Here is a 17,538-nt window from a genome sequence, read left to right on the forward strand (position 1 = left end):
CTTTGCTTCTGGCGCTGCGCGATTTGGCGCGACCGTCGGCGCGTCTTCGGCGGCGGCGGTAGACTCGTCGCATGCATGGGCCGGAGGAGAACGTCATGCGACTTGTCAACTGGAACATTCAGTGGGGACGCGGCGTGGATGGCCGCGTCGACCTCGCGCGCATCGTCAGCGAGGCGAAAGCCCTGTGCGATTTCGATGTCCTGTGCCTGCAGGAAGTCACGCGCGGTTTCGATCAGGGCGAGAAGGCGGGCGGCCTGGCGGGCGGCCCCGGCGCCGATCAGTTCGCCGAACTGGCCGACCTCCTGCCGGGCGCAGTCGTGCTCGATGCGATCGGCTCGGACCTGCCGCCGACCGGCGCCGGGCTCGGGCGGCGGCAGTTCGGCAACGCGATCGTGAGCCGCCTGCCCGTGCGGCAGGTGCTGCGCCACTCGCTGCCGTGGCCCGCCGATCCCGCGAAGCCGTCGATGTTGCGTGTCGCGCTGGAGGCGGTCGTCGAAACGGATGTCGGGCCGCTGCGCGTCATCAGCACGCATCTGGAGTTCTACTCGGAGACGCAGCGGCGTGCGCAGGTCGAGCGTTTGCGCGGCCTGCACGTCGAAGCCTGCGATCACGCGCGCCGCCCGGCGAAATCCGAAAACCTGAACAGCCCGTTCGCCGACACTGGCCGGCCGATGAGCGCGATCCTGTGCGGCGACTTCAACAGCGCGTTCGAGTCGTCGGCGTATCGGCGGATGATCGAGCCGTTCGGCGACGCGCCCGCGTTCGTCGATGCGTGGAGCGTCGCGCATCCGGACACGCCGCGCGCCGCGACGGTCGGCCTGTACGACCGCGAGCAATGGCCCGACGGACCGTTCGCGTGCGATTTCGTGCTCGTGACGGAGGATCTGGGCGCGCGTGTCGCGGCTTGCGAGGTCGATCAGGCGAGCCGCTCATCCGATCATCAGCCGATGTGGCTCGAATTGCGCTAGACGCGTTCAGCGCTGGTTGAGCGGCGCTTCACGGCCTGCTTCAACACCAGGAAAAAATCGGGCATCGCGCGCGTTTCTCCGGCCACCGATATGCGCCGCTCTTTCATCGCATTCAGCAATGCGGATTGCACGTTCGTTCGCGCCCGATCGTCGCCAATTCGTCGGTTTGTTGCCCGCCGCCTGCACGAAAGAGATTGAATTCATCGAGCGCTTCAGATATTGGTAGCCACAAGCGATTGATCGACGCTGCTGAAATAGACGGCATTTTCGACGCCGGCGCGCGATAGGCACGTCGACGCAGACGGAGAACGAGCATGGCGAAACGCAAGCCCGCGACGACCGCCGCGCCTGCTGCAAAGAGCGCGGCGAGCAGCCCTGTCGGCCACTCGGGCCATTCGGGCCATGCGGGCCATGCGGGCCGCTCGCGCAAGCTGCTGCTCTGGGCGATGCTGCTGTTCGCGTGTCCGGCGCTGATCGGCTTCGCGGTGAGCGGCGCGATGAACGCGCGCGCGAAACCCGCGGTGCAGGCCGTTCTCGGCGACGGCGTGCGTGGTCCGCAAGGCATGGCCTGGGTGCCCGGCGGCGAATTCCTGATGGGCAGCGACGCGAAGATGGCGCAGGCCAACGAGCGTCCCGCGCACAAGGTGCGCGTGCACGGCTTCTGGATGGACGAGCATCACGTGACGAACGCCGAGTTCCGCCAGTTCGTCGAAGCCACCGGCTACGTCACGACGGCCGAGAAAAAGCCCGACTGGGACACGCTCGAGGTGCAATTGCCGCCGGGCACGCCGCGTCCGCCGGACAGCGCGCTCGTCGCGGGCGCGATGGTGTTCGTCGGCACGGACCAGCCAGTGTCGCTCGAAGACTACTCGCGCTGGTGGCGCTACGTGCCGGGCGCGGACTGGCGGCATCCGACAGGGCCAGAGAGCACGATCGCCGGCAAGGACGATCATCCGGTCGTGCAGGTGTCCTACGAGGACGCCGAAGCGTATGCGAAATGGGCCGGCAAGCGTCTTCCGACCGAGGCCGAGTGGGAGTTCGCCGCGCGCGGCGGGCTCACGCAGGCCACCTACGCGTGGGGCGACACGTTCACGCCCGACGGCAAGCAGATGGCGAATGTCTGGCAAGGCCAGCAAGCGCGGCCGTTCCCGGTGATGAGCGCGAAGGCGGGCGGCGCGGCGGGCACGAGCCGCGTCGGCAGCTTTCCCGCCAACGCCTACGGTCTCTCCGACATGACGGGCAACGCGTGGCAGTGGGTCGCCGACTGGTATCGCGCGGACCAGTTCCGCCGCGAGGCATCGACGACGGCGAGCGTGGTCGACAACCCGGCGGGCCCAAGCGACGCGTGGGATCCGGCCGATCCGGGCGTCCCGGTCGCGGCGCCCAAGCGCGTGACGCGCGGCGGCTCGTTTCTCTGCAACGAAGACTATTGCCTCAGCTACCGCCCGAGCGCGCGGCGCGGCACTGACCCGTACAACAGCATGTCGCATCTCGGCTTTCGGCTCGTGATGGACAAGGACAGCTGGGACAAGTCGCATGGCCGCTCGCAGCTTGCCCGCGCCGACACGGACGTGCCGGCTCACTAGCTTCTTGCGCTGCCGGGCATCGAACTTCGACGACAAGGAGAGTCGGATGCAGAGTTGGAGCCGCCGCACCAAGCCTGAACACCTGTCCGCGAAAGCGCTCGGCGACGCCGCGCGCCGGGCCGCCGCGATCATCGTCGCGGCGCTGTTCGCGCTGACGCTTGCAGGATGCGCCGGGCAGAACCGCAACGCGGCGTCGCCGGATGTCTCGCCCGACAGCGCCCGCAGCGCGGAAACCGCGCTGCCCTCGTGGCGCGACGGCCCCGCGAAACGCGCGATCGTGAAATTCGTCGGCGATGTGACGCGCGAAGGCACGATGACCTACGTCGAACCAGCGCAGCGCATCGCCGTGTTCGACAACGACGGCACGCTCTGGACCGAGCAGCCGATCTACGTCCAGTTCGCGTTCCTGCTCGATCAGGTGAAGGCCGCCGCGCCCGCGCATCCCGAGTGGAAGAACAATCCCGCGTTCAAGGCGCTCATGGCCCGCGACCAGGCGGCGCTCGCCGCGCAGCAGAAACAGCTGATGCAGCTCGTCGCCGTCGCGAACAGCGGCATGAGCGTCGAAACCTACGACCAGACGATCCGCGCGTGGCTCGCGAAGGCCCGCCATCCGAAGTTCAACCGGCCTTACACGGAGCTCGTCTATCAGCCGCAGATCGAACTGCTCGCGTATCTGCGCGCGAACGGCTTCAAGACCTATATCGTGTCGGGCGGGACGATCGAATTCATGCGGCCGTGGGCCGAGAAGGCCTATGGCGTGCCGCCGGAGCAGGTGATCGGCTCCAGCCAGCTCGTCAAGTACGAACTGCGCGACGGCAAGCCCACGCTCACGCGCCAGCCCAAGCTCGATTTCGTCGACGACGGTCCGGGCAAGCCTGTCGGCATCTATCGCTACATCGGGCGGCGTCCGATCCTTGCGTTCGGCAATTCCGACGGCGACCAGCAGATGCTCCAGTACACCGCGGCGAACACCGACCCGCACCTCGCGCTCCTCGTCCATCACGACGACGCCGAGCGCGAGTTCGCCTACGACCGGCAGTCGAAGATCGGCCGGCTCGACAAGGCATGGGACGAGGCCGCGACCGACGGCTGGGTCGTCGTCAGCATGAAAAACGACTGGAACACGATCTTTCCGGGTCCGGCGCGCTAGGGGTAGCGAGCCGCAACGGCGGTCAGGAAGCCAAGGCGAGCCGCGCCAGGCGCGTCCGTCCGAAGGAACCTGTCGTGCCCGCGAGGCGCATCGGGCGCACGCATTCAACGCCACGGAGCGAACGATGGGACCAGTTCCTCGACGAGCAGTCGGGGGCGAAGCCCAACATCCCGCGGCATGCGTTCTACGCGCGGGGCTCGACGCCTGTCGGGGCGATCGCGATGCGTGGGCGGCGGATCTCAGGCGCGTCAGGCATGCGGATCCGTGCGATCCGTATTGCCGCTGGGTCATCGGCGAATGAGCGGCGCGGGAGCACCGCGGCTCAAGCGACGCGCGACCGGCTCGAATCCTTCGCGATACGCCGCTTCGAGTTCGCGCGCCTTGCGTGCGCGCCGCGCGGGGTCGGTCGCGAGCGCGTCGATCGTGGCGCACGCGATGTCGTCGATTTCGACTGACGCCGTGGTGTCCGCGTCGTCCCAGGTCGAGGCGAACGCGGCTTGCTTCGTGACGTGCGCTCCGGACGACGGATGGCGCACGCTGACGCGCGGCAAAGCGAACGCCGTCGCGACGATCCGCCCATGCAGGCTGCTGCCGACAAAGCCGCGGCTACGGGCGATCAGCGCGCAGATATCCCAGACGTCGAGCGAGCCGAAGATCGCCGCCGCCTTCATCCGCATGCGCGCCGCCGTGCGTTCGTAGCATGCCGCGTCGTCGTGCCACGGCGCCGCGCCGGCACGAAAGAACACGATGCCGTGTCCGCTCGCCTGCGCGACGCGCTCCAGTTGCGCGGCGATGCGCGCGAGCGTGGCGTCGTCGCCGAAATCGGCGCTGAACTGCACCGCGATATAGCCGTTCGGAAACGCATCCAGCGTGCGAGCGAGTTCGCCCCGTTGCGCGCGTTCGTCGATGCGCGCGCCTTCAAGTTGCGCCACCATCACGGCCGGATCGGGGATCAGCCGCGCGTTCACGCCGGCTGCGGCGAGCAGCGTTTGCGTGTGCGCGTCGCGCACGCTGACGTCGTCGGCGGCGGCGAGTTTCAGCAGGACTTCGGCGCGCAAAGCTGCATCGACCGTATCGAGTTCGACGCCTCCGGCCGCGTTGAACGACACCCAGGCCGCTTGCGGAAACAGCTCGCGCGAAGCCACGTAGGGCGCGAGCGCGCGCGTGTGCAGCACGGACTGCGTCCATGCGGTACGTTCCATCGGCCTTTTGTCGAGGTGCGCGACGGTACGGCGCCATGCGTCGCCGGCGAGCGTCATGGCCGCGGCTTCCCACGCGCCGCACGTCAGAATCTCGCCACCCGCGTGAATCAGATTCACCGCGCGCCCGCCCAGGTTCTGCGCGAGATCCGTCAGCGCCCGCACCCGGTGTCCGCCATACCGCGTCAGGTCACGCCCGGCGACGCCCGCGAACACCGCGTCCTCACAGCCCGACATCCGCGCGACGATGTGCGCGAACAAAAGATCGCCGAAGTTATGGCGGTCGAAGGCGCCGAAGATGATCGTGGTCGGTTCGTCGGTCACTGGGGGCGTCCGGGGATGGCGGGTGCTTATCGAAGCGTAGCGGGTTCGGGCTGCGTCGGCATGCGCGATCGCGTGCTAGGATTTTTGCTGATCCACGGAGACAGCAAACATGCGATTCGACTACAAGGCCTATCACATCCACTGCCGCGCGCGGCACGACGAAGACGGCCAGTTCTACCCGCACGTCACGATCACGCGGGGGCACGACGAGCGCGGCGCACACGGCGAGACGCACCACTCGGGCGAACTCGACGCCTTCGCCAACGAATCCGACGCGCTTCATTGCGCGCGCGCGTGGGCGATCGAATGGTGCGACGAAGCAGCGGCGTAGTTCCGCGCTGGCCCACAGGCGGCACCGCGCGCGCCCGCTCGCATTGACGCATTTGTATACCGCGATGCAAAATGATCTGATATTGTTTTCCCGAGGGAAACGATGTTTTATCGGCAACGTCAATCGTCTTCGTGAGCGCCGCCATGAATGATGTGCGTCACCAACTCAGCCCGCGCGACCGCGTCGAATTGCTCTGCTGGCTCACATGCGGCAGCCTCGGCAATTACTACCTGAACGAGTCGTGGCCCGCACCGGTATTCTTCGTGCAGGCGTCGCGCAAGTGGCTCGACCGTCACAAGCGTCAGGCCGACTGGCTCGCCGTTGCCCGGCTCACCGCCATCGCCCAGCACCTCGCGATGGAGAACGTCGGATACGTGAACGCCGACTGGGCGCTCGACGCCGTCGAAGAAATTCTCGAAAGCGACGACCTCAACTACGAATCGGCGCTCGTCGTGCGCGTGTTCGACGACTGCCAGCGCGCGCTGGCCGACAAGCGTCTCGCCGACTGAGCGAGCCGTCCCGGATCGAAAACCCGTCATGTGTACGCGAGCGCACGCATTGCGCTAGCCAGCGCGCCGGCAACGTCTACGATAGATAAGACATTTGGCGCCGGCACGCTGTCGCGGAATCGGTACGCAGGTTGCGCGGCGTCGCGGCGAAACCCTATCGCAATGGTGGGCGACGAGATGGCAAAGAACATCGTTTTCTGTGCGGACGGCACCTGGAACGGCCCGAATTCCAAGGACGACGACAACGACGGCATTCCCGACACGACCAACGTCTGGAAGCTCTTCAACACCCTCGCCGGCCATCCGAAGCAGGATTCCGTGCTGCTCGCGTCGGAGCAGGAAATCGAGGAGCCCGGTCCGGACGGACAGGTGGCGAAGTACCTGCATGGCGTCGGCGATTCGCGCAACATCGCGATCAGGCTGCTCGGCGGCGTTTTCGGCGACGGGCTGATCGCGCGCATCGTCCGCGGCTACACGTACATCTCGCGCAACTACAAGCCGGACGACGCGATCTTCCTGATCGGCTTTTCGCGCGGCGCGTATACCGCACGCGCGCTCGGCGGCATGATTGCGGACGTCGGCGTGCTCAACCCCGCGAACTACGATCCCGACGACAAGGAGCAAGCCTACGAACTCGGCATCAAACAGTGGCGCAGGCATCGCGAAGCGCGCCTCGCGGCGCGTCAGAACGCCGGCGGTCTCGCGGGTCTCTTCAGCGGTCTCGTAAGACGCCTGCCGCTTTTCGCGTCCGATCCGCCGCAGCCGGGCGAGACGCTTCCCGTCGACACAATCCGCGCCATCGGCGTGTGGGACACGGTCGGTTCGCTCGGCATCCCGATCTATCTCGGCGCGAACGGTTCGGACATCGACGTGTTCCGTTTCGCCGATACCGCGCTCAACGACAAGGTGCAGTTCGGCATCCACGCGATCAGCCTCGACGAGCAGCGCGCCGACTTCACGCCGACCTTCTGGGACAAGCGCGACGGCATCACGCAGGCGCTTTTCGTCGGCGCGCATTCGGATGTCGGCGGCGGCTATCCGATCGCGGAATCGGGGCTCTCGGACATCGCCTGCGACTGGATGCTCCGGCGGCTCGCCGATCCCGCCGTCGGACTGCGTCTGAAACCGGAGCCGTGGCCGTTCAAGCCCGACTTCTTCGGCGCGTCGCACGAACCGTGGACGAATCCGCCGTTTTCCCTGCTGCCGAAGGGGCCGCGCACGCCGATTCCGTTTCCGCAGGACGTTGGCGCGCACATTTCGATCGCGCACCGCATGGGCATCGATCCCGTCAGCGGACAGCCCGTCGCGGTGTCGCTGAAGTATCTGCCGACGGCCCTCGCGCAGCAGCTCGGGACCAATACGGTCTGGATCAGTTAGGCGCGCGGCCCTTCACGAGCCGCCTCGCCGAGTGCCCCGCGCGCGGCAGTTAGTTAAGCGTACCCTTGACCTGCCCCGCGCGACGGTCTATACAAGACACTCGTGCGAATCCTTCGGGACCGCACGCGGCCAGGGCGTGCGGCGTAGCTTGCCGAAACCTCGCGCAACGGTCGGCGTTTGAAAGAGATCCGGACTGCCAAGCCACACGAATCGAACGCACCGAGGCCGCCATGAAAAAGACCGCTACGTCGTGCAGCGCGCTACTCGCTTCGTTCGTATGCTGTCTCCTTCTCGCCTCCTGCTCCGCCAGCCATCCGCTCCAGCCCGCCACCGCCGCAGGCACCACGACACTGCCCTCCGGCGGCGTCTACAAGGGCAGCGTGGCCGCCTACGGCGACGCCATCCTCCTGATGCTCTTCGACGGCACCGCGTATCTGTTCTACGGCGACGCGCCTGGGTCGGCGGGTAAAGGTAAAGGCGGCCTGGGCGGCGTGGTCGTCGCGAACAACGGCACGCAGTCCGCAAGCGGACAGTTCACGAGCCTCAACGCCCAAAACTACAGCCTGCGCACGCGCACGACATCGCCCGTCACGTTCGATGCCGACTTCGCGCGTGCGCCGGCCGTCACGGGCAGCGTCGCCGACAAAGGCTATGGCGCGGCAAGCCTCACCTTCTCCGGCGCGTCCGCCCCGATGCTCGACGCGGCACCGGCGCGCGCGATCGTCGCGGGGCTCTACAGCGGCCGGGGCGGCTCGATGCGCGGCAGCACGTCCGCCAGGCTCACCATCACCGACGACGGCTTTCTCGCCGGCACCACGGGCATCGGCTGCGTGTTCAGAGGCACGGTCGCGCCGCATACCGGCGTGAACGCCTACGACGTTTCGATCACGTTCGGACCCGCGCCGTGTCCGCAGGCAGGCACGACGGTGCCCGGCAACGCGGTCCTCGACGGCGCGCGCCTGTTGGCCGTGCTGCCGAGCGCCGACCGCACGGACGCGTTCGTATTCGACGGCAGCAAGTGACCGCAGTCAGTGGCCGCGGTCGATGGCCGTCGCATTTCCGGCTTTATCCGCAGTGGCAGTCTTCAAAAACGACGCATCCAAGGAGACGAACAGATGAAATCGAAGATGAATGCAGCGCTCAGGGCCGTGCCGCTCGCCGCAGGGAGCGTCATGCTCGCCGCGCTCTCCTGCGCCTACGCGGCGCAGGACAACGTGGGCACGCTGTCCAACTTCAAGCAGACGGGCAACACCGTGCCCGCCGAAACCATCCCGCAAGCCGGCCAGACCGCCGACGCTCTGCGCAACAACCTCAAGCAGATCAAGCTGCCGCCGGGCTTCAAGATCGAACTGTATGCCGTGGTGCCGGAGGCGCGTCATATGGCGATCGAACCGTCGACGGGCGTCGTGTTCGTCGGCACGCGCAAGAACCGCGTGTGGCAGGTGACCGATCGCACGCATCAGCGGGTGGCGAGCGATGTCGTGCAGTTCGCGTCGTCGGTGACGTTCAAGGTGCCCAATGGCGTGTGCTTCTCCCCCGACGGCGTGCTGTACGTGGTCGAGCAGAACCGCGTGCTCGGTTTTCCCGCCGCGCAATTCTTCGGCGAAGGCGGCCCGGACGTCGCTGCAGCGGTCGTCGTGCCGCAGGGCAAGCTGATCCCGACGCAGTTCGAAAGCTTCAACCACGGCGCGCGCGCGTGCCGCATCGGACCGGACAAAAAGCTCTACATCGCGCTCGGCCAGCCGTGGAACGTGCCGTCGAAGGACAAGCTCGCCGACCTCGACAAGAACGGCCTCGCGGGAATCATCCGGCTGGATCAGGACGGCAAGAACCGCGAGGTCTACGCGCACGGCGTGCGCAATTCGGTCGGACTCGACTTCAATCCGAAGGACAAGACCCTCTGGTTCACCGACAACCAGGTCGACGGCATGGGCGACGACACGCCGCCCGGAGAACTCAACCGCGCCACCAAGGCCGGCGAGAACTTCGGCTTTCCGTGGTACGGCGGCGGCAAGGTGCGCACGGCCGATTACAAGGACGCCACGCCGCCGGCGGGCGTCGTGTTCCCGCAGGTCGAAATGGCGGCGCACGCGGCCGACCTCGGCATGTCGTTCTACACGGGCAAGATGTTCCCCGAGAAATATCAGGGCGGGATCTTTGACGCCGAGCACGGCTCGTGGAACCGGACCAAGGCGGTCGGCGCGCGCATCATGTACACGCCGGTCAAGGACGACGGCACCGCCGGCCCGACCGAAGTATTCGCGGAAGGCTGGCTCACGTCGACGGGCGAATACATGGGCCGCCCGGTGGACGTGCAGCAATTGCAGGACGGCTCGCTGCTCGTCTCCGACGACTACGCCGGCGCGATCTATCGCATTTCCTACGCAAGCGGCAAATGACCAACGCGACGACGAGGATGATATCGGCTGCCGTAATCGCCGCGTGCGCGGTGAGTACGGCGGGCGTCGCGTTCGCCGCCGACGTCAAGGCGGGGCGGGCGAAGGCGGTGCAGTGCCAGGCCTGCCACGGCATCGACGGACTCGCGAAGATTCCGGAAGCGCCCAATCTCGCTGGTCAGACCGAAGAGTATCTGGTGAAGGCGCTGAACGACTTCAAATCCGGCGCGCGTCAGAACGACATGATGACGTTGATGGCGAAACCGCTGACCGACGCGGATATCGCCAATCTCGCCGCCTACTATCACAGTCTGGGCAAGCCGTAGCGGCGGCGCGTGATCAAAAGTGTTGACAGGAGAATTTAAGGGTTTATACTTACTCCTGTCTCCTCCATGTCTCAACCGATATGGATTCAGCCCGCTCAACGAGAGCGGGCTTTTTTTTGCCCTGCGTTTTCTGAACGACGGTCGAATCGACCCGCGCGGCCATCTCGAAAAAAACTTGGCCCTCCGCGATGAATCGCCTATGCTGAAATCGTAGTCCGTGTCGAGCACGCGACTGCAAAACGGGGCGAAAAGCGGGGCTGGCCGGAAGGTACGCCGCCTGTTTTTGGCCCCGCCCTCATATGAAAGCCCGCCAAGCGCGGGCTTTCGTTTTTTGGTGAACGCCGCGCCGCTACGTTTCCTTCGACCCGCCGCGTCGCGCTTCGAGCTGGCGTCGCGAGCGTTCGAGCTCTTCCGCGATCAGTTGTTCGTCCGGCAAAACCGTCTGATATTCGGCGGCGAGGATCTTGTTGGGCAGGTTGTCGAGCGCGTAGCGCGCTTCCGCGCTGCCTTTTCCCGCGCAGAGAATGAGTCCGACCGGCGGATTTTCGCCGGGCTTCATCCAGTGCTCGCGCGCGTAGTTCAGGTAGAGGTGCATCTGGCCCGCGTCGGCGTAGCTGAACCGGCCGACCTTCAGGTCGATCACGACCAGACATTTCAGCCGCCGGTGGAAAAAGACGAGATCGACGCGAAACCACGTATCGTCGATGCGCAGGCGGCGCTGGCGTCCGATGAACGCGAAATCGTCGCCGAGTTCGAGCAGGAAATCCGCGAGACGGTGGATCAGCGCGTCTTCGAGATCGGATTCCGAGTATTCGTCCTTGATATCCAGAAATTCGAGCACGAACGGGTCGCGAATCGCTTCTTCGGGCGTCATCGCATCGTCGGGCGCCGGTTCGCCGGCTTTTTCGACCAGCGCCGCCTTGTTGCGCGACAGCGCGAGCCGCTCGTAGAGCTGGCTGTTTACCTGCCGGTCGAGCTGGCGCACCGACCAGCCCTCGCGCAACGCCTCGCTCGCGTAGAAGGTGCGCGCCGCGTCGCTTTTCACCGAAAGCAACCGCACGTAGGCCGACCAAGGCAGCGGAAAACGCGCGGCGAGTGTCGCGAGCGCGGGCGGTGTCGCGGCGGCGTCCGTGGCTGCGGATTCTCCAGACGCCGTCTGGACATTCGGGTCCTGCGGCAATCGTCCAGACGGTGTCTGGAGAATCTGCCCGGGCGGCCACTGCAGATAAAACGCGCGCATATTCGCGAGATTCGCGCGGCCGAAGCCCCGGCCGAAGCGCTGCGTCAGGTCGTCGGCGAGCCGGGCCAGGAGCGCTTCGCCGTAGGCCGCGCGGTCCGCGCCGCCCTGTTCGAACTCGACGATCCGCCGCCCGATCTCCCAGTACGAAGCCGTCATGACCGCGTTGACGCTGCGCGCCGCCGCCCGGCGCGCGCTTTCCAGCACCTCGACGATGCCCGAGCGGATGCCGTCGTAGTCATGGGTGGACAGTGCTCGCTTCGTCATGCGGCGGGGGCCTCGTGCTGGTTCGTGTGGGTTCGTATCGTCGCGACCGATGTTAGCGGATTCGCCCGTCTCGCGACGCCCGCCGCGCGACGGGGTTAGACAAAAAAGGAACGAATCGTGCTATTTATCTCTGTCACTACAACGGAGGAGACGATGCAAATCGAATCGACGGATTGGTTCCCGCTCGACCAGTACACGCCCGTTCGGGACGGCTGGTACGAAGTGCAGTTGACGAGCGGCGCGACGGCGTTCTCGAAGTTTATCGACGGCCAGTGGACCGAGACACCCGCGCTCACCTTTACGCATTGGCGCGGGCTGGCGGCGGACCCGACGTTGTCCGGGGAAACCGAAAACATCGACGCCGAAGCGACGGCGGCCGAAGGCGTGCGCGCCGTGTGGAACGCGTTTTTCCCCTCGGTCGCCGACGATCCCAAACAAAGCGAAGCGCACCGCAAGGAGGCATGAGCCTTGACGCTGTGGGTATCGGTGCAGTGCCGCTTTTATCCACGGTTTTGCTTACCGGAACGCATAGCGATCCGGTAAGTCGGTTGCCGCGTGTCGAGCCCCCTGTTATGGAGTGCGTCAGCGCAGATAGGCGCCGGACAATCGATTGATTAAACTCACGCTCAGAACTGCGTGGTGCCCTGTACGCCGACCGTCACGCGCGCTGTCGGGAACCCGCTCGGTTTGTAGATCGGCGTGCCGATGAACAGGTCATACGAAAGTCCCACGACGCGCGCGGGCAGTCCGCCCCGGATGCCGATCACCGCACCAGCCAGTTGCGTTTCCGCCAGGAACGCCGTGTTCGGTTCGAACACGCGACCGTAGTCGATTCCGGCATACAGCGACTGTGCTGTCTGTCCGACGAGCCATTGCAGCTCGTTGCGCCAGTAGAAACCCTTTTCCGCCGCGAGCATCGTTTCGCCATCGAAGCCTCGCACCGTGTAACGACTGCCGATGGACAGGTCGTCGAGATAGACCAGCGTGTCGTTGGTGAACTGGCCGTGAACTGCCGTCACATAACGGAAGTTCTGGCTGGCGATGGCAAACGGCACCGACAGGTTCGCGTCGAGCACAGCCATGTGAAACCGGTACGTGGGTCCATTAGGCGTCGGATCAGGCGTCGCACCCAGGCCGCCGATACCCTGCCGATACGCGAGCGTGCCGTCGAACTGAGACGCGCCGAAGTAATGCCGGTCGGTCAATCCCGCTTCGATGAACGTGTTGTTGCGCCGCTGTTGCGGGATGTCGGTGTCGTCAATGAAGCTCTCGCCGAAGCGCTTCGAAAGCTGGAACTCGACGCCGAATACATCGCTCTGGCTGCGACTCAGCACGCGCGCGAGCCTGAGTGCTGCGGTCTGCGAGTTGCCGCTCGACACGAACGTCTGGTTTGCGCCCGCGATCGGTTGGTAGTAGGTGTTGGTGTTACCCGAGAGCGTCGCGGTCCAGTAGCCCCACGGTACGGAGTACGAGCCGTTGAAGCCGTGCGAGCCGAGCGACTTGTTGCCAAACGACAGGTCCTGGTTCGCGCCGAGCGCGAGCACGTCATTCAGGCCGAGCGGATTGTCGATGCCCAAGCTCACGTTGCCCTGCCACTTGCCGGTCGCATCCGATCCCGAGTTATCGACTGAAGCGACGAAACTCCACGGCTTCGCACGCTTCACCGTCACCACGACATCGCTTTCGCCGGGCCTGTCGGTCGGCTCGATCCTCATGTCCACTTCCTGCGACGCGACGCGCTTCATCTGCTCCAGCCCCTGTTCGAGGTCACACAGGTCGAGCAGATCGCCGGCGCTAGCCGGAAACGCGGACATCAACGTGCCGCGTGTGTCGGGATCGGCAAAGCGGAGCTGACGCACGACGCCGGGAACCAAGGCGAACGTGAACGTGCCTTTCGACAAGCCCTGTTCGGGCAGCAGCACGCGCGTCGTCACGTAGCCACGGCTCAGGATCGTCTGCTGCAGCGCTTTGGTGAGTATGTCGATACCGGACTTGCCGACGCACTAGCCCTTGTAGTGGTCGAGCCATTCACGCGCAAAGGCGAACGGGTCCAGTGGTAGGGCCGACGCTCCTTTGGCGCGCACGGCATCGGGCAGTGTCGCGGGGACTTCGAGCGTGAACGTGTCGATACGGAAGCACGGTGATTCTTGCGGAAGCTCGGGATAGCCTTTGACGGTCGGCACGGTTGAGCGCACCGCTGGTGCCTGCACGGCGGCTTCGCGCTGCTGTGCGTCGCGTTGCTGCTGGAGTTGCTGGTTCTGCTCGGCGTTGGCACGGGCGGCAGCGGCTTGATCGGCTGTCGTAGGCGCATACTGCGCCTCGACAGGCTGCCCTACCAATGAGGCAGAGGCTATGAGCGAAAGAAGGCATAGCCTCTTTTTGTCCTTCATTACTGTTCCAATTCCCGATTCTGTTCTCAGCCTGCATGACCCGGCAGGGTCAATCTGCGATCGTGATAACAACGCTTCAAGTGTGCTTGCGGACGGCACCATCGGCTGCGCACGAAGTACCGTCCAGATGCACGCGTTACTGCGGAAGAATTCCGTTTCTCATCTCTTCCTTGCTGGATTGCATCGAGTAGTTTTTCACGATGCCCTTGTCGTCAAAGAAGACCACCAGTTCCTTCTTGTCGACGTTCGCGCCGGACGTGAACAGGTTCGCGACCGGAACGAAGTTGATCGCCTTCGCCGTTGCGTGCGAATACTTGTAGCGCCATAGTTCGTTGCCACTATCCGTAAACGACGTTTCGGTCGGGTCGCCAAATGTCGCGCGCACATCGTCCCGCGAGCTCTTTCCCTTCGTGATCTTGCTACCGACGGAGACCGCAGTTTCTTCCTTCAATTGCTGGACACCTTGGCTTGCGCAGCCCGCCAACATCGAGACCGCGAGAGCAGCGGCAATAGCAGTGTTTCTGAAACTCTGATTCATTTCTTTTCCGGTTACGTCGGCATTCAATATTCATTTCGCGACACGCCGATGTTTATGGCGCAAAACAATGCTGGCTGATCTATCTGACACGCAGGGCGTGAGGGATTGTCAGCCAGTGTGGATACCATTTCTAGTTACCGTCTTTACGGTTGATGTGAATGCTGGCGCCTGGTTCGTTGATTTGATCTGTGATTCTGCGAGTCGTGGCTCAACAGTTCGTCACTACCCCGACGAGAACCGTGGCGTTACCCGCTGCGTTGAATTGCGCCTGATTCGAGAGCGTCCCGGCGTTGACCGCCAGATTGCCGTTCGCGCCGATCACGCCGCCGGGGTCGCCGCTCACACTCGCGCCTGGGGCATTGACCAGCGCGCCGCTGGTCGTCAGCGTCAGACCATCGCCATTCAGCGAGACGATGCGCCCTGCGGTATTGTCAAGCGACGCCGCGTTCAGGCTGACACCGCCAGCCGACCGCATCACGCCGTGACGGTTATCGATTGCGCCGCCCGCTTGCAGCGCCAACGCGCCATTGGTCGTCATCTGGCCGGACGCATTCGATACTGCGCCCGTGGTTTTCAGCGTCAGCGCACCCCTTCCTGCATGCTGGATCGTGCCGATATCGTTAGTGATCCTTTGTGCTTTCAGATTCAGATTCGTGGCGTTCGAGGCCAGCGTCCCCTTGGCGTTATCGAACGTGCCACCGACCGACACGCTTTGATTCGCCTGAGCGTACTGCGTGAGCGTGCCGCCCCGGTTCACGAGGTCGCCGGGCGTACTGATGCTGAGGGCATCGCCTTCGATGTCGCCGGAACTGTTATCAATCGATGCCGCTGCGACGGTCGCCGATGCGCCTGAAAGCGTGCCGTTCTGATTGTTCAGCGCTTGATCGGCGCTGAGGTTCAAGCTGCCGCCCGCCGTTATATTGCCCGCGTGATTGCCATTCGCCGACGTCTGGCCGCCCGCCAGATTGAGCGATGCACCTTGCATCGCCGCATTGCCGCCCGCCGCGTTGCGCCCGGTTGCGCTCAGTGTGTCGCCCGCCGTCACCGACAAATCGCCGGACGATGCCAGGCTGCCGTCACCGTTCACCCCCGCGCCGAGCGTGCCGGTCGAGGCGACGTTGCCCGCCTTGACCGTCGCGTTCTTCTGCGCGCTCAGCACGCCGCTGTTCGTCAGCGCGCCGGACGTGTTGGCGGTGACGTTTTGCTGTGCGTAGGTGGTGCCGCTGTTGTCGATCCCATCACGCGCCGACACGTTGATATTGCCGCTCGCATTGGTCTGTCCGGCGAGCACCAGCTTGCCCTGCGTGGTCAGCGTCAGGTCGCCTGACTGCGCGGCGAGCACGCCTTTAGTCGACACACCGACGCCCTGCTCCGTGCCGACCAGCACGATTCGGTTCGCGTACATGCCGCCGAGCTGGCTCACGTCGATGGAGACACCGTGCGCCGGACCGTCACCTGAAATCGGCGTCGCGTCGAGCGTGTCGTGATTAACGCTGTTCGCCCCGGTCACGACGTTCAGGTTCTTCGCGTAGATCGCCGCGTTCGCCTGCACGGCGCGCGAGGGCAGATCCACCTGGTCGGTATCGCGCGCATCGAGCCCCGCGCCTTGAACCGTGATGTTGCCGCCCGTCACGTTGAAACCTGCCAGCGATCCATCGGCCGCGAAGTTCGGCGTGCCGGTGGTCAGGATCGCGCGCGACGTGTTGATGAAACCGCCGCCATTTACGCTGATGCCCGAGCCGTTCGCGATCACGACTTCGGCGCGCTGGCCGGCGACTTCCAGATGGCCGTTGATCTGGCTCGCCGCGCCGCTGTTGACCTGATTGACGATCACGCGCGCCGACTGACCGGCCGCGAAATTTGGATTGCCGTTGATCATGCCCGCCTGCTGCGTCTGCATGATCGTCGGCGAGTTGTTCAGGATCGCGCCTTTCTGCTGCACGTCGAACTGGCCGTAGGTGTTCATCGACACACCCGCGCCGGACGGGCGGTTGATGTTGACCTGGGGTCGACCGTTCTGCGTCTGGATGACCGATGGCGCGTGCGCGTCGCCGGCAACGATCTGCGCGCCCGACCACGACGGCAGCGCGCCGAGTAACGCAAGCGCGGCAAACGCGATTTGCCGCAATGAAAAAGTCACGCGAGGTAGTTTTGCGGTGCGCAGCGTGCTCTGGCCGGCTTCCTTTCCCGTAGCCGCGACATTTTCGTCGACGGCGACCAACATCTTTCTCAGACGGCTGAAGACCAGCCGGTAGTTATTCTTATTCATCTAATCCGTTCGTCGTACTTTTGTAACAAACGGTAAAATATCCTCAGACGAATCGCGCGAAGTCGACATTCGTCAAGTTCGTGAGAGTCTTACAACGAAACATAGAAAATAAGAATCGTCCTATAACACTGCGTCGCGCGCACCTTTGCATCGAGATGTCACGCGGCGCGAAATTATCCACAGTTTTTGTGCCTAACCCTGTGGATATCACACCGATGAACGCGCCAACGCGTTGATCCGAAAGACATTGGCGCGGAAGATGCAAGCGGGTCGCCGTCTTCAGTGACGCGCGCGCTGTTGTCCGCAGAACGACGCCGCCAGCGCATTCGTCGACGAAGCCAGCCAGCTCGGCATCGCGGGAAGATCGACGTCGAGCAGCGCCTCGGAAACCGTCGCGCGATTCAGTTCTTCCTCGGCGGACATCGGCAGCGCGAAGGCGATGGTCCACGCGGCAACGAGAGCAACGGCAATCGCGCTCAACCAGATAGAAACGTACATGATGAGCAACCTCACGAATGATGTGTCCAGGCGAGAGCGCAAATCGGAACGGTGAACCCCGAAAAACGTTTGCCGGAACGCGATTCAGCAATCAGATGCGTCTGAATGTGAGGTTAGTTTCGCGCCGACGATTCCACAGCCCTACTGACGCAGGGACCTGAAGCAGGGATAGT

General features: G+C 64.7%; 16 protein-coding genes and 1 pseudogene. 10 read left to right on the top strand and 7 right to left on the bottom strand.

What is annotated here, in order from left to right:
• The first annotated feature begins 95 nt into the window (after positions 1–95).
• The gene (locus QCE48_RS21585; protein WP_309784008.1) at positions 96–968 is read left to right on the top strand and encodes an endonuclease/exonuclease/phosphatase family protein; all 873 of its coding nucleotides are present in this window, start codon (positions 96–98) and stop codon (positions 966–968) included.
• Here the strand turns inward: QCE48_RS21585 and QCE48_RS31970 are convergent.
• Positions 965–1,075 carry a hypothetical protein gene (locus QCE48_RS31970; RefSeq protein ID WP_404982619.1) on the bottom strand — a complete coding sequence of 37 codons (111 nt, stop codon included), beginning with the start codon at positions 1,073–1,075 and terminating at the stop codon, positions 965–967. The genes QCE48_RS21585 and QCE48_RS31970 overlap by 4 nt on opposite strands.
• A gap of 390 nt (positions 1,076–1,465) precedes the next feature.
• Between QCE48_RS31970 and QCE48_RS21595 the strand changes: the two genes are divergently transcribed.
• A complete protein-coding gene (locus QCE48_RS21595) occupies positions 1,466–2,554 on the top strand; it encodes a formylglycine-generating enzyme family protein (RefSeq protein ID WP_309785041.1) in 1,089 nt (362 codons plus the stop codon).
• Positions 2,555–2,600: 46 nt separating this feature from the next.
• On the top strand, positions 2,601–3,704 hold the full coding sequence (locus QCE48_RS21600) for an HAD family hydrolase (protein WP_309784010.1): 1,104 nt from the start codon (positions 2,601–2,603) through the stop codon (positions 3,702–3,704).
• 287 nt (positions 3,705–3,991) lie between these two features.
• On the opposite strand, the gene QCE48_RS21605 is transcribed toward QCE48_RS21600, so the two are convergent.
• The gene (locus QCE48_RS21605; RefSeq protein WP_309784011.1) at positions 3,992–5,227 is read right to left on the bottom strand and encodes a polysaccharide pyruvyl transferase family protein; all 1,236 of its coding nucleotides are present in this window, start codon (positions 5,225–5,227) and stop codon (positions 3,992–3,994) included.
• A gap of 109 nt (positions 5,228–5,336) precedes the next feature.
• Between QCE48_RS21605 and QCE48_RS21610 the strand changes: the two genes are divergently transcribed.
• From QCE48_RS21610 to QCE48_RS21635, 6 genes are all read left to right on the top strand, one after another.
• Positions 5,337–5,558, top strand: a complete 222-nt coding sequence (locus QCE48_RS21610) for a hypothetical protein (protein WP_116561411.1) — start codon at positions 5,337–5,339, stop codon at positions 5,556–5,558.
• A 143-nt stretch (positions 5,559–5,701) separates the two neighbouring features.
• Positions 5,702–6,067: a hypothetical protein gene (locus QCE48_RS21615; protein WP_309784012.1), complete on the top strand. Its 366-nt coding sequence runs from the start codon at positions 5,702–5,704 to the stop codon at positions 6,065–6,067.
• A 177-nt stretch (positions 6,068–6,244) separates the two neighbouring features.
• A complete protein-coding gene (locus tag QCE48_RS21620) occupies positions 6,245–7,444 on the top strand; it encodes a DUF2235 domain-containing protein (RefSeq protein ID WP_309784013.1) in 1,200 nt (399 codons plus the stop codon).
• Between the two features lie 230 nt (positions 7,445–7,674).
• Entirely contained in the window at positions 7,675–8,466 is a 792-nt protein-coding gene (locus QCE48_RS21625) for a hypothetical protein (RefSeq protein WP_309784014.1), read from the top strand.
• Between the two features lie 105 nt (positions 8,467–8,571).
• Entirely contained in the window at positions 8,572–9,843 is a 1,272-nt protein-coding gene (locus QCE48_RS21630) for a PQQ-dependent sugar dehydrogenase (RefSeq protein ID WP_309785042.1), read from the top strand.
• A 17-nt stretch (positions 9,844–9,860) separates the two neighbouring features.
• On the top strand, positions 9,861–10,166 hold the full coding sequence (locus tag QCE48_RS21635; RefSeq protein WP_309784015.1) for a cytochrome c: 306 nt from the start codon (positions 9,861–9,863) through the stop codon (positions 10,164–10,166).
• A 349-nt stretch (positions 10,167–10,515) separates the two neighbouring features.
• Here QCE48_RS21635 and QCE48_RS21640 read toward each other — a convergent pair whose 3' ends face one another.
• The gene (locus QCE48_RS21640; RefSeq protein ID WP_309784016.1) at positions 10,516–11,670 is read right to left on the bottom strand and encodes a PDDEXK nuclease domain-containing protein; all 1,155 of its coding nucleotides are present in this window, start codon (positions 11,668–11,670) and stop codon (positions 10,516–10,518) included.
• A gap of 153 nt (positions 11,671–11,823) precedes the next feature.
• Here QCE48_RS21640 and QCE48_RS21645 point away from each other — a divergent pair, with 153 nt between their 5' ends.
• Positions 11,824–12,135: a hypothetical protein gene (locus tag QCE48_RS21645; RefSeq protein ID WP_309784017.1), complete on the top strand. Its 312-nt coding sequence runs from the start codon at positions 11,824–11,826 to the stop codon at positions 12,133–12,135.
• Between the two features lie 161 nt (positions 12,136–12,296).
• On the opposite strand, the pseudogene QCE48_RS21650 reads toward QCE48_RS21645, so the two are convergent.
• From QCE48_RS21650 to QCE48_RS21665, 4 genes and pseudogenes are all read right to left on the bottom strand, one after another.
• A pseudogene (locus QCE48_RS21650) lies at positions 12,297–14,060 on the bottom strand (ShlB/FhaC/HecB family hemolysin secretion/activation protein).
• Positions 14,061–14,196: 136 nt separating this feature from the next.
• Positions 14,197–14,598, bottom strand: a complete 402-nt coding sequence (bamE, locus tag QCE48_RS21655) for an outer membrane protein assembly factor BamE (RefSeq protein ID WP_309784018.1) — start codon at positions 14,596–14,598, stop codon at positions 14,197–14,199.
• Between the two features lie 208 nt (positions 14,599–14,806).
• Positions 14,807–16,867 (bottom strand): filamentous hemagglutinin N-terminal domain-containing protein, encoded by a 2,061-nt coding sequence (locus QCE48_RS21660; protein WP_309784019.1) that lies wholly within the window; start codon positions 16,865–16,867, stop codon positions 14,807–14,809.
• 279 nt (positions 16,868–17,146) lie between these two features.
• Positions 17,147–17,365, bottom strand: a complete 219-nt coding sequence (locus QCE48_RS21665) for a hypothetical protein (protein WP_309784020.1) — start codon at positions 17,363–17,365, stop codon at positions 17,147–17,149.
• Between the last annotated feature and the right edge of the window lie 173 nt (positions 17,366–17,538).

This window comes from Caballeronia sp. LZ024, from assembly GCF_031451455.1.
Taxonomy (GTDB): Bacteria; Pseudomonadota; Gammaproteobacteria; order Burkholderiales; family Burkholderiaceae; genus Caballeronia; species Caballeronia telluris.

Excerpts from the sequence above, each read along its gene's own strand:
- QCE48_RS21595 (WP_309785041.1), top strand. The coding sequence starts at position 1,466 with ATGAACGCGCGCGCGAAACCCGCGGTGCAGGCCGTTCTCGGCGACGGC.
- QCE48_RS31970 (WP_404982619.1), bottom strand. The coding sequence starts at position 1,075 with ATGAAAGAGCGGCGCATATCGGTGGCCGGAGAAACGCGCGCGATGCCC.
- QCE48_RS21630 (WP_309785042.1), top strand. The coding sequence starts at position 8,572 with ATGAATGCAGCGCTCAGGGCCGTGCCGCTCGCCGCAGGGAGCGTCATG.
- QCE48_RS21600 (WP_309784010.1), top strand. The coding sequence starts at position 2,601 with ATGCAGAGTTGGAGCCGCCGCACCAAGCCTGAACACCTGTCCGCGAAA.
- QCE48_RS21625 (WP_309784014.1), top strand. The coding sequence starts at position 7,675 with ATGAAAAAGACCGCTACGTCGTGCAGCGCGCTACTCGCTTCGTTCGTA.
- QCE48_RS21660 (WP_309784019.1), bottom strand. The coding sequence starts at position 16,867 with ATGAATAAGAATAACTACCGGCTGGTCTTCAGCCGTCTGAGAAAGATG.
- QCE48_RS21645 (WP_309784017.1), top strand. The coding sequence starts at position 11,824 with ATGCAAATCGAATCGACGGATTGGTTCCCGCTCGACCAGTACACGCCC.
- QCE48_RS21610 (WP_116561411.1), top strand. The coding sequence starts at position 5,337 with ATGCGATTCGACTACAAGGCCTATCACATCCACTGCCGCGCGCGGCAC.
- bamE (WP_309784018.1), bottom strand. The coding sequence starts at position 14,598 with ATGAATCAGAGTTTCAGAAACACTGCTATTGCCGCTGCTCTCGCGGTC.
- QCE48_RS21640 (WP_309784016.1), bottom strand. The coding sequence starts at position 11,670 with ATGACGAAGCGAGCACTGTCCACCCATGACTACGACGGCATCCGCTCG.
- QCE48_RS21585 (WP_309784008.1), top strand. The coding sequence starts at position 96 with ATGCGACTTGTCAACTGGAACATTCAGTGGGGACGCGGCGTGGATGGC.
- QCE48_RS21635 (WP_309784015.1), top strand. The coding sequence starts at position 9,861 with ATGATATCGGCTGCCGTAATCGCCGCGTGCGCGGTGAGTACGGCGGGC.
- QCE48_RS21665 (WP_309784020.1), bottom strand. The coding sequence starts at position 17,365 with ATGTACGTTTCTATCTGGTTGAGCGCGATTGCCGTTGCTCTCGTTGCC.
- QCE48_RS21620 (WP_309784013.1), top strand. The coding sequence starts at position 6,245 with ATGGCAAAGAACATCGTTTTCTGTGCGGACGGCACCTGGAACGGCCCG.
- QCE48_RS21615 (WP_309784012.1), top strand. The coding sequence starts at position 5,702 with ATGAATGATGTGCGTCACCAACTCAGCCCGCGCGACCGCGTCGAATTG.